The following is a 12,237-nucleotide window of genomic DNA, read 5'->3' as shown; positions in this document are numbered from 1 at the left end:
ACATCGAACTGGTGAACGATGATTGGTGGCGCTGTATAACGCAGTGCAATTAAGCACACTCGAAGCATCATTTTCTAAAATCGCTGTCGGTCACTGCAATATAATCGGCCTGCAATTACATTTACCACGCAGAATCGCTGTAAATACTTCCATGTACGCTCTCCTTTTCATCCCTGAAAACGACGTTCTGCTTAGGTAAATCTAATCATAGTCCTCAACAACGTGGTTGCATTTCCGCGAGATAGCATCACTGCCAAATTTCAGGGTAAATTGGCCAAACTTAAATCACGCAGCAATATAAAACTGGTGAAAGATGATTGGGAGTGTGTTTCTCAAAACTTCCAATCGGTAGGGATACCGTTTGAGAGCGGGCCATGGATGGCCTTGCAGCGGTTTTGAGAAATACCTCGCAACCAGCTTGAACTTATATTGCATAGAACAATCAGCGATTGAGCATCGCTGTATAACACAGTGCTATTAAGCACACTCTGGAATAACGAGACTGCTCGATTCAAACATTGTATGTTGATGATGAGTCATTTATAATGGCGAAGTCTTAGGGGAGTAGCCTGCTTAGATTTTTGTAAAAATCAACAAGCGAAATTGTCAACATACTTAAGCCCTCAATGGCTTATGGCAATTTCATACTGAACACAGTATTGGCAAGACCTGAGGTAAATAATAGCCCCATAGGTGGGAGGTTATTGTTTGCCTTGGTTTTAGCTTCCCACCTGAGTTATTTTATGGAAACTTTTTTCTTCTCAACCCTTGCAGTTACACTTGCCGAAATAGGCGATAAAACCCAACTACTCTCTTTATTTTTAGCAGCCAAATTCAAAAACAAATGGTCTATAGTCGCAGGTTTATTAGTTGCAACCATACTTAACCATGCAGCTTCCGCATACTTAGGCCAGTGGGCTAGCCAATATGTACAAAGTGGTACAGGGCAAATAATTCTCTCGTCTAGCTTTATTTTACTTGGCCTATGGCTATTTATTCCGGATAAAGACGAAGAACAAAGCAGCAAATTAGATAAATATGGTGCCTTTGTTGTTACCCTAGTTTTATTTTTTATTGCCGAGCTTGGTGATAAAACCCAAGTTGCGACTGTACTGCTTGCAGTTGAATATCAGAATGTATTGTTAGTCACCTTAGGCACCACCTTAGGTATGTTGTTAGCAAACGTGCCGGTTATATGGTTTGGCAGTTATTTAATGGAACGTTTACCGTTAAATGTGACGCGCTTTGTTGCTGGTGGACTGTTTATCTTATTTGGAGTTTTACAACTGGTTATTTAATTTTTTACCGCCTTGGTACTTGCCCTCAACTGTATTTTCTGCCAATACTATGGGGTAAGTCACTCACCTCATTAGAACAAATAAAAAGTTTAATAAAAACAAAGGTCAAGTATGTTTACCAACCGCTTAAACTGGGTTCATCGCTGGGTATTATTAAGTCTATTGGCCATGCCCCTTTCATCCTTGAACGCAGCGACTGTTCCAGAAGGGACAAAACTTGCCAAAGAGCAACACTTAGTACGTGGAGCTGGTGCCGAAGTCGCCACCTTAGATCCACACAAAGTCGAAGGCTCAACCGCCACTATGGTGTTATACGACTTAATGGAAGGGTTAACGACAGAAGATGACGAAGGTAACTTAATTCCATTAATAGCAGAGCGTTGGACAACTGAAGACAATAAAACCTTTAGATTTTACCTACGAAAAGATGCTCAATGGTCAAATGGCGATCAAGTTACCGCGCATGATTTTGTCTATAGTTGGCGCCGCTTAGCTGACCCAAATACTGCGTCACCGTATGCTTGGTATATCGAAATGACCACTATGCTCAACGCAGCTGAGATTCTAAAGGGAAAGAAAAGTCCAGATACCCTAGGGGTAGAAGCAATTGATGACTTTACCTTAGAAGTTAAACTAAACGAATCCCTACCTTATTTCCCCAAAATGCTCGTACACACGCCAGTGAAACCTGTCCACAAAGCAACCGTTGAAAAGTTTGGTAGCAAATGGACCCGACCAGGCAATTATGTCGGCAATGGTGCATACAAATTAAAAGAATGGATAGTTAACGAACGTATTGTGCTAGAAAAAAATCCAAACTATATGGATGCAGATAAGACTGTTATTCAAACGGTTACCTACTTGCCAATTGAGAACCAAGTTGCCGAAATGAACCGTTTTTTGAGCGGTGAAATTGATATTACCTACGAAGTACCAAATGAACATTTCCCCCGCCTTGCCAAAGAGCATAGTGAGGCTTTAACTATCACACCGTTTTTGTGTACCTATTATTATGGCATCCGCGTAACAAACCCACCTTTTGACGATGTGCGCGTTCGTAAAGCTTTAGCTTACGCATTAGATCGCGATATCCTGACGCATTACATTACACGTAAAGGTGAAGCTCCTGCATATTATTTCACCCCTGATAAAACAGCAGATATGGCAGCAGAGTTGCCCGAATATGCAAGCTGGACGCAAGAACAACGTAATGCTGAAGCAAGGCGTTTATTAAAAGAAGCCGGATACGACGAAGACAACCCTTTGGAATTCGAACTGCTTTACAACACCAGTGAAAATCATAAAAAAATCGCAACTGCAGCACGCCAACTGTGGAAACAAGCTTTAGGCGTTAGAGTGTCGTTAATCAATGAAGAATGGAAGACCTATCTGGATACCCGTCGTTTTGGCTCTTACCAAGTTACACGCGCAGGCTGGTGTGGTGATTACAACGAACCTTCCACCTTTTTAACTTTGTTGATGTCGAATAATTCGTCAAATGACAACCACTATAAAAGTGAAGAATACGATGCTGTATTAAATAGAGCCCTACAAGCAAGGTCTAGCCAAGATAGGTTACAAGCGTACAAAGAAGCCGAAGCCATATTAGCTGAAGATATGCCGATAATTCCTGTGTATCACTATGTCAAAGCACGTTTAGTTAACCCTAAACTTCGTGGTTATTCAATGAATAACGCACTGGATATTGTACCCAGTAAATTGATGTACAAAGTTGCCGAATAATCACACCTGCGAATATTGAGATAAATAATTATGTATAAATTTATTATTAAACGCATTTTAGAGGCCATACCAACATTACTGATTTTGATCACAGTATCGTTTTTTATGATGCGTTTAGCTCCGGGCAGCCCTTTTTCAACTGAGCGTGGCCTGCCACCACAAATAATGGAAAAAATAGAAGCCGAATATGGTTTAGATAAACCTATGCACGAGCAGTATTTCACCTACTTAGGTAATATTTTACAAGGTAATTTTGGCCCTTCATTTAAATACAAAGATTACTCAGTGAATGAGTTAATTGAGCAAGCATTACCAGTTTCTGCAACCATAGGTCTGCTGGCTTTTGTTTTTACTTCAATTGTTGGTGTTGGTATTGGTACTCTAGCGGCGCTAAAACAAAACACCTGGCTTGATTACAGCATGATGTCTACCGCGATGTTAGGTGTCATTATGCCCTCTTTTGTGTTGGCTCCCGTATTGATTTATTTATTTTCAATTCAGCTCGGCTGGCTACCGGCGGGCGGTTGGCAAGGTGGCAACTGGCAAAACATTCTATTACCCATGTTAAGTATGTCTTTATTATACATTGCTTCGTTTGCGCGTATTACCCGCGGCTCTATGATAGAAACCCTTAACTCTAATTTTATCCGTACTGCGAAAGCAAAAGGCCTGCCTTATTCAACCATAGTATTACGCCATGCTTTACGCCCTGCGTTGTTGCCTGTGTTATCTTATATGGGGCCCGCTTTTGTTGGTATTATTACTGGCTCAGTGGTTATTGAGACTATTTTTGGCTTGCCCGGCTTAGGCAAATTATTCGTAAATGGCGCTTTAAATCGAGATTACTCCTTGGTACTTGGCTTAACCATACTCATTGGCTTTTTAACCATTACCTTCAATGCTATTGTCGACATTTTGCTGGCGGCAATTGATCCAAAAATCCGCTACGAATAGGGAAACTAGTTTATGGTCATTAAAAGCAATAATAGCCAAGCAGTCGAAAATTTTAGCCAACAACTAGAAGTGCAAGGCCGCAGTATTTGGCAAGATGTATGGATGCGTTTTAAAGCAAATAAAGCCGCTATGGTTAGCGCCTATATCCTATTGTTTATCATCAGCGCTGTTATATTCGGCCCCTTGTTTGGTGCACACGGATTTGATGTGGCGGATTGGCCGAATATTCACACTGGCCCTAATTGGCAAAATGGTCATTACTGGGGGACAGACTCTCTTGGCCGTGACTTATATATGCGGGTATTGATTGGCGGGCGAATATCTATTCTAGTTGGGATTTTAGGTGCGTTAGTTGCTGTGTTAATTGGCACCTTATATGGGGCAACCTCAGGGTTTATTGGTGGTAATACTGATCGGGTAATGATGCGTGTACTTGAGATCTTATCTTCAATGCCATTTATGTTTTTGGTGATTCTGTTAGTAACATTCTTTGGCCGAAATATCTTTCTAATTTTTGTTGCTATCGGTTGCGTATCATGGTTGGACATAGCGCGGATTGTGCGCGGTCAAACTTTAAGTTTAAAAGGCAAAGCCTTTATCGAAGCAGCGCAAGTGTGCGGCGTCAGTAACTGGAAAATCATCACACGGCATATTGTGCCAAATGTGCTTGGCGTAGTGGTTGTATACGCAACTTTACTTGTACCTGGAATGATTTTATTTGAATCATTTTTAAGCTTTCTAGGATTAGGCGTGCAAGAGCCCATGACCTCGTGGGGCGCACTACTGCAGGAGGGCGCACAAACTATGGAACTGGCTATTTGGCAACTATTAGTGCCGGCAAGTTTTATGGTAGCTACCTTATTCTGTTTTAATTATCTGGGCGACGGTTTACGTGACGCGCTCGATCCAAAGCAAAAGCACTAAGCTAAGGAGCAGCAGATGTCACTACTTAAAGTTACAGATTTACACGTTAAATTTACCACACCAGAAGGTACAGTTACCGCAGTTAACAATCTAAGTTTTAGCATAAACCAAGGTGAAACTTTAGGCATAGTTGGAGAATCAGGCTCAGGAAAAAGCCAAACAGCATTTGCACTAATGGGTTTACAGCCAGCGAACGCTATTGTCAGTGGTTCAGCACTGTTTGGCCAACAACAACTACTTAATCTAGACGAACACAGCTTAAATCAAATTCGTAGCAAACAAATCTCAATGATCTTTCAAGATCCTATGACATCGCTTAATCCTTACATGAAAATAGGCGAACAATTAATTGAGGTACTCAGACTGCACAAAGGTTTATCTAAACAACAAGCTTATAATGAAGCACTCGCCATGTTAGATGCGGTAAAAATTCCGCATGCGAAACAGCGCATGGGTCAGTATCCGCACGAATTTTCTGGTGGTATGTGCCAACGTGTAATGATAGCAATGGCACTATTGTGCAAGCCTAAACTCTTAATTGCCGACGAGCCGAGCACAGCGTTAGATGTAACAGTGCAAGCTAAGATAATGCAGTTATTGCGCGAGCTACAAAATGAGTTTAATACTGCAATTATCATGATCACCCACGACTTAGGTGTAGTAGCGGGTATTTGTCAAAATGTATTAGTAATGAACAATGGTGAAATGCAAGAGTACGCTAGTGCTGATGATATTTTTTACCGAGCACAACATCCATATACCCAGCGCCTGTTACAAGCCGTACCTAGGCTAGACAAAAAGTTTGCATCTCTACCAACGTTAACCGAACACGCAGCAACAGCAAGTCAACACGCCTCTGTAGACGTAACCACAGCGAAAAAACAACAGGACAACAGCTCTGTGTTGCTCGATGTTCAAGATATTAAAGTGCACTTTTCAATTGCTGCAAAAAACGCGTTACCTTGGAGCAAAGCTGAAACCCTAAAAGCTGTTGACGGTATTTCCTTCCAAGTCAATGCGGGTGAAACCTTGGGTATAGTTGGTGAGTCAGGCAGCGGTAAGTCAACCCTAGCACGCGCTATTATCGGCTTGATTAAACCAACAGCAGGTAAAGTCATCTGGCAAGGACAAGATGTAACTCAGTTTGACAAACAAGCATGGCGAGCTGAGCGACAGAATATTCAAATGATATTTCAAGATCCGCTCGGTTCACTCAACCCAAGAATGACAGTTGGGGAAATTGTTGCAGAGCCACTGAAAACTTATTATCCAGAATTGTCCCGTAGTCAGCGCAAACAAAAAGTGCAAACTATGATGAATAAAGTCGGTTTAAAACCCGACCTTATCAATCGCTATCCACATGAGTTTTCTGGTGGCCAATGTCAGCGTATAGGAATTGCAAGAGCACTTATATTAGAGCCGAAATTGATCGTTTGTGATGAACCTGTATCAGCACTAGATGTATCGATTCAAGCGCAAGTAATTAATTTACTTAAACAGCTCCAACAGGAGTTAGGTATAAGCTTAATCTTTATCGCGCATGATCTCGCTGTGGTAAAACATATTTCAGATCGTGTACTGGTCATGTATAAAGGGAACAAAGTAGAGTTAGAAGATGCTGAGCAACTCTACACTGCACCACAACATGACTATACTAAAGCTTTATTGTCGGCCGTGCCGATCCCAGATCCAAACATAGAAAAAAACAAAACGGTTTTAGACTACTCAGGTTAACAAACAAAATACAAGGAAATGATAACAATGAAACTTAAGCTACTTAGTTTAATTATCAGCGCCAACTTATTAACCGCTTGTTCGCAAACAAGTGCGCTTTCAGGTTCCGAAAGCGCAAGTGAACCAGCGAACCAACAAACCATCTCGGCGGCCAAAAAAGAAAAATCAGCCAAAGTAGTAGATGAAAAATATATATGGGACTTAACAGATTTATACGCTAGCGATGAACAATGGCAACAAAATCACAGTAAAACTAAAGGCGAGATAGATAAACTCAAGGCGCTACAAGGCAGCTTAGGTAAAAATGCTCAATCTTTACTGATTGCGAGCAATGAAATATCTGCTGTTTATAAAGATGCCGTGCGCTTATTGGTATACGCAACATTAAAAGCCGATGAAAATCTAAAAGTTGCAGAAAATGAAGAACGCCGACAACTAGCTAAAGCTTTACTCAGCGATCTTTCAGCAGCAGTAAGTTGGTATAGCCCTGAAATACTGGCAATTGGTGAAAAGAAAATCCGCCAATTTCTTAAGCAAGAGCCAAGACTTAAAGTACACCAGCACTCATTAGAGAATACTCTCCGTAATAGCCCACATACTTTAAGCCAAGAAGTCGAAGCTGTACTGGCCAAAACAGGCAAACTAACCAGTGCACCAAATTCTATTTACTCAGTGCTCGCCAATGCTAACTTACCTTGGCCAGAAATCACGCTAAGCACAGGTGAAACCCAGTTACTAAATCAAGCTGGTTACTCAAAATTGCGCCAAGCTAGCTCACGTGAAGACAGACAAAAAGTTTTTGAAACTTTCTGGGGTACGTGGAAAGACTATGAAGCCACACTTGGTAGTATTCTAAACTCGCATATTCAAGGTTTAGTATTTCATACGCAAGTGCGTAACCACGAGACCTCAGTCAGCCGAGCCTTGTTTGGTGACAATATGCCAGAAACGGTTTACCGCACACTAATTAAAGAAGTAAATGATGCTTTACCAACCTTGCACCGTTACTTTAAGTTGCGAAAACGCATGTTGAATATCGAAGATGATATGCGTTACTTTGACATTTACCCACCATTGGTAGAATTAGACAAAACTTATAGCATTGAAGACTCAATTACCATTACACGCCGAGCACTAAAACCGCTAGGATCAGAGTTTTTAGCAGCATACGATAAAGGTGTAGAAGGACGTTGGATGCATGTTTACCCACAAGAAGGTAAACGCTCGGGTGCATACATGTTTGGCGCAGCTTATGATATTCACCCTTATGTATTATTAAACCATAATGATGATTTCCAGAGTGCGTCAACCTTTGCACACGAATATGGGCATGCGGTGCATTCTGTATTGAGTAATAAAACCCAACCATGGGAAACAGCTGGTTACGCAACCTTTATTGCAGAAACAGCCTCAATTATGAATGAAATGCTATTGGAAGATATGGTGATCAGCGAAGCACAAACCGACCAAGAAAAGCTTTACTATTTAGGCATAGGATTAGAAGCACTACGTGGTACTTTTTTCCGCCAAACCATGTTTGCAGAGTTTGAGCTTAAAATTAATGATGCAGCCGAAGCGGGTGAAATCTTAACCGGAGCTAAATTGTCTGAAATGTACCTAGAGCTGTTGAAGCGTTATCACGGCCATGACCAAGGCGTAATGACAATTGACGATGCCTACGCAATGGAATGGGCATATATTCCACATTTCTACTACGATTTTTATGTGTTCCAATATGCGACTTCAATTGCAGCCGCAGCAGGCCTAGCTGAAAAAATTGGTCATGGTGATATCCATGCGCGAGATGCCTATATTGATATGCTAAAAGCAGGCGGTTCTGATTATCCGTATGATTTGATGAAAACTGCTGGGGTAGATATGGCGACAGCCGAACCTTACCGAGCTTTGGTCAAGCGTATGAACAATATAATGGACGAAATGGAACGAATTTTAGCTAAGTAGGAAAGGTATTGCTGTTGGTATTAAATCACCAACATGCCCTTGTTGCCGATAATTAGCACAAGGGCAAAAGCATATTTTTAGCAAGCAGAGTAATCCAAAGAAAGAACAATCAATAAAAATAAACTAACAAAATGAACAGCTTTTCTATTTAATACCTGAATAAATTCCATCAAATTTAACTCCGCTATTTTTTGAATTAGGCTATATTAAATACATGCCAAGTGTATATAAAGCTAAGGTAACCTGTAAAGCTGTATCATGAGTATGAAAATAAACATAAAACTAACCCTACTTGTAGCCCTAGTAGCAATTGTTTCCAGCATACTCATATCTTTGCTGTCGTATTCGCATATCTTAAAAAGCAGTCAGCAAGAGGCTGACCAAACCATCAAATCACTAGCAGCAACTGTGTACAACACAGCCGCAGCTGCAGCTTATTTAAATGACGAACCTTTAGCCAACGACGTTATTTCCGGTTTATTAAAAAATGCAGTGGTTGAATGTGCCGACATTACCAGCCCTAAACTCAAACAAGCACGGGGCATTCATTGCGACCAAAACCAATTACATTCCGAGCCTTTGTATTCACCTTTTAATGCCAACGAAAAAATAGGCAACCTGCTAATTTACAAGAATATTAACTTTGTTAAAGAGAAAGTATTAACCCAAGTAACCAGCACCATAATTAATATTTTTACCATAGTATTTATCATTGCGCTTTGTACCTTATTTACAACCTATTTGTTGGTATCACACCCTATCGCCATGCTTGCTGACGAACTAGAAAATATAGATTTTAGCCACGAAGAAACTGACAGGCTAAAAAAGCAATCTCGCAACGACGAACTTGGACTCATTCGCAGCATAGTCAACAAAATGCTTGCTAAGCTAGACGAACGCTTGCAACACGAACGCAATTTGTCTACGCAAAAAGAAAAGCTTGCAAGCAACTTTAAAATGATTTGTGACATTTCTACCAATGCACTGGTAGTGACAGATGAAAAACTTAATTTATTATCGGTTAACCCTAAATTTAAAGAGTTATGGTTAAAAAACAGTGGTCAACATGAAGTTGTTTACGACCATAACTGGCTAGAAAAGATATCTTTTGAAGTAGACGAAATTAAGCAAAAAATTCTCGACTTCCCCAAGCTAAATACTTCACAAACAATCGAAATAGAAGTGAGAAAACCCAGCGACACCGACATGGAAGCACAATGGTTTAACCTCACCTACAACAAAGCTGAAAATATGTTTGGTGAAATAAATATTTTCGTGATTATCAGCGACATTACCGAAGCGAGACAAAAACTGTTATTAACTGAATTTGAAGCAGATCACGACACCCTGACCCACCTTAAAAATCGTCGTTCTGCTAGACGTATGATTGAAAAAATTCTCGACTCAAGCGAGCTGACACCAGAATTTGCATTGTTGCTAGTAGACTTAGACGGTTTCAAAGCCGTTAACGACACATTTGGTCACGATGCAGGAGACACAGTATTAATAGAAGTGGCAAATAGGTATCGCAAACTCACACGTAAGTCAGATATTGTTTGCCGTTGGGGTGGTGATGAGTTTTTAATTGTATTAACCAATGTTAATCGCACTGAAGTAGAAATAATTGCGGAAAAACTAGTGCAAGCGACTGCTGTTCCAATTCCATTGGATGATACCAATACAGCTTACATTGGCAGCAGTATCGGCGCGGCCTTGTATCCCAAATCAGGCAAAGACTTCGACAAGTTATTTGATCATGCCGACCACGCCATGTACCAAGTTAAAAAACAAGGCAAAAATGCTTACGCCATCTATCAGTGGCAAGACTAAAACCACAGCCAATAATTAAAAACGATAAACAACTTTCACATTATCTGTTACGTATTTTTCATCAATATAAGCAACTGCATTCGTGTTTTTTTGCACATACGTCAGAGCATTCTCAGCTGTTTCTAATTGGATGGGAGGCAAATAACGCCCGGTAAATTTAAGCCTTGCCCAATAACTATTAATTTTCGCCAGTGACAAACCAGTAGCCTGATAATAGAAGTTCGCTTTTTCGCTAGATTCATTGGGTAAATCAACGGGCTCGGCAGTAATGCCATTCGGAAAAGCCATATAACGGCCTGTGTATATATCAACAACATTGGTTAAACTAAGTTCGTCTATAGGGTTTTCTTTGTTAACCACAATAACCAACTCAGCAGCAGCACTATAACTACAAGACAAAAATATGGTCGCGGCTAATACTTTTTGGGTGAATTTTTTCATATTAAAACACCCAATCAATACCGAGCGTCATAATATTTGCGACTCGGTCTGGAATAGGTGCTAGAGGGTCTCTCTGCCACAAGCCTGCGCCGCCATCTCCAACCCACTTACGTTCATACTGAGCTTTAATGGCAATTTGCTCGTCCCAATCAATACGCACACCGCCGATAAGGCTATGCTGTTTATAGCCAATATTAAGAGAATTACGCAAAAGGTGGAAAGGTTGAGTTAAATCTTGTTGCAATGCAACTGATAGTGCGTGTAACAATTCTGGCGGTGGTAAATCCCTTGGTGTATAACCTTTTTTCGTATCAATAGCTGAAACAATAACAAATGGTGATACTTTACCCACCCTTTTTGTGTATTGAATATAACCCGCCACACTGTCAGGCGCCAAAAACGAATCTGTTGCTAACTTGCCTAACTCACCTCGCCAATAGCTATCAATCTCACTGTACTCAAAAGCTAATGATGAATACGAAAAATCGGTATTTTTAATCCGATAAGCCTGTAACATATCTTGTGCGCCAGGCCAGCCAGGAATACCTAAAGCCGGTGGAGGGGACGCCAGCAAGTTTAATAACATTTCAACTTCAGTATCCGTATCAAAGCCGTCGTGCGTTGCCACTGTATAACCAGCTCTAAACAACCAATTGCCAAATTCAACGCCAAAATTTACCCCATGTATATCTTTCAAAGGCGTTTTGACATTGGAGCCATCAATATCGGCCCACACCTCAGATGTTCCCGAATATGCATTAGCGGTAAATAAGAATTTTCCAGCGCGAGTTTGATAACCAATATCAACACCATCCAAACTGGCTAGCGGAATTTGTGCATAAAAATCAACAACAGGGTAAGCAGTATCTTGTGCATAACCTATATACCGAGTATCACTCAATAAGTAGATTTTAGGAAAAAAGCGGCCTAGTCTTATCAGCCATTCAGCATTGGGGGTATAATTTATCGTAGCTAGTTTTATTCTATCGGTTAAGTCCTCAATTTGTTCGTGGCGAACAACAGCTTGAGTGACTAACTCCCACTTCGAGTTGATTTGATAATTAACTTGTAGTCCTACCAAACTAAGCTCTAGAAGCTCAATATCACCGCTTCGTCCTTGTCGCGAAGAAGAAATATTAGAACGAAAACCCAAATCCCGACCGTCTGCCTGATAACCAACAATAGAGCCAAACCCAGAAATATGAGTTTTGTCTTTGGCGTAGCTACAGTTTGCAAATAATAAAAGAAAAAGTGTGGCAATAAAGCCTATCGACAAGGGTTTTGCTAACATATGGGCGCTCTATAAATTAATCACGCCACCCACTTGTGGGGTGGCTTAATTTAAAGCGTA

At 40.7% G+C, this 12,237-nt stretch carries 9 protein-coding genes and 1 riboswitch; of the genes, 7 read left to right on the top strand and 2 right to left on the bottom strand.

Features of this window, described 5'->3' with window-relative positions; genetic code table 11:
- The first annotated feature begins 542 nt into the window (after positions 1-542).
- Positions 543-661, top strand: a riboswitch (yybP-ykoY riboswitch).
- 82 nt (positions 662-743) lie between these two features.
- The 7 genes from ACMZOO_RS13280 to ACMZOO_RS13250 all read left to right on the top strand — a co-directional run bounded on the left by ACMZOO_RS13280 (position 744) and on the right by ACMZOO_RS13250 (position 10,445).
- On the top strand, positions 744-1,298 hold the full coding sequence (locus ACMZOO_RS13280; RefSeq protein ID WP_440903817.1) for a TMEM165/GDT1 family protein: 555 nt from the start codon (positions 744-746) through the stop codon (positions 1,296-1,298).
- A 111-nt stretch (positions 1,299-1,409) separates the two neighbouring features.
- Entirely contained in the window at positions 1,410-3,041 is a 1,632-nt protein-coding gene (locus tag ACMZOO_RS13275) for an ABC transporter substrate-binding protein (protein ID WP_440903816.1), read from the top strand.
- A 30-nt stretch (positions 3,042-3,071) separates the two neighbouring features.
- A complete protein-coding gene (gene oppB / locus ACMZOO_RS13270; RefSeq protein WP_440903815.1) occupies positions 3,072-3,995 on the top strand; it encodes an oligopeptide ABC transporter permease OppB in 924 nt (307 codons plus the stop codon).
- Positions 3,996-4,007: 12 nt separating this feature from the next.
- On the top strand, positions 4,008-4,919 hold the full coding sequence (oppC, locus tag ACMZOO_RS13265) for an oligopeptide ABC transporter permease OppC (RefSeq protein WP_440903814.1): 912 nt from the start codon (positions 4,008-4,010) through the stop codon (positions 4,917-4,919).
- A gap of 15 nt (positions 4,920-4,934) precedes the next feature.
- The gene (locus ACMZOO_RS13260; protein WP_440903813.1) at positions 4,935-6,653 is read left to right on the top strand and encodes an ABC transporter ATP-binding protein; all 1,719 of its coding nucleotides are present in this window, start codon (positions 4,935-4,937) and stop codon (positions 6,651-6,653) included.
- Between the two features lie 27 nt (positions 6,654-6,680).
- Complete coding sequence (pepF, locus tag ACMZOO_RS13255; protein ID WP_440903812.1) at positions 6,681-8,615, top strand: oligoendopeptidase F; 1,935 nt, start codon at positions 6,681-6,683, stop codon at positions 8,613-8,615.
- 258 nt (positions 8,616-8,873) lie between these two features.
- The gene (locus tag ACMZOO_RS13250) at positions 8,874-10,445 is read left to right on the top strand and encodes a diguanylate cyclase domain-containing protein (RefSeq protein WP_440903811.1); all 1,572 of its coding nucleotides are present in this window, start codon (positions 8,874-8,876) and stop codon (positions 10,443-10,445) included.
- A gap of 15 nt (positions 10,446-10,460) precedes the next feature.
- Here the strand turns inward: ACMZOO_RS13250 and ACMZOO_RS13245 are convergent, their stop codons facing one another.
- Together ACMZOO_RS13245 and ACMZOO_RS13240 are read right to left on the bottom strand one after the other, a co-directional pair.
- Positions 10,461-10,886, bottom strand: a complete 426-nt coding sequence (locus ACMZOO_RS13245; protein ID WP_440903810.1) for a hypothetical protein — start codon at positions 10,884-10,886, stop codon at positions 10,461-10,463.
- Between the two features lies 1 nt (position 10,887).
- Complete coding sequence (locus ACMZOO_RS13240) at positions 10,888-12,177, bottom strand: hypothetical protein (RefSeq protein WP_440903809.1); 1,290 nt, start codon at positions 12,175-12,177, stop codon at positions 10,888-10,890.
- Positions 12,178-12,237: the final 60 nt, after the last annotated feature.

Origin of the sequence: Catenovulum sp. SX2, assembly GCF_052056295.1 — a bacterium.
In the GTDB taxonomy this organism is placed as follows: Bacteria; Pseudomonadota; Gammaproteobacteria; order Enterobacterales; family Alteromonadaceae; genus Catenovulum.
Note: the sequence above shows the minus strand (reverse complement) of the source record. Positions and strands in the feature narration are given on the sequence as shown.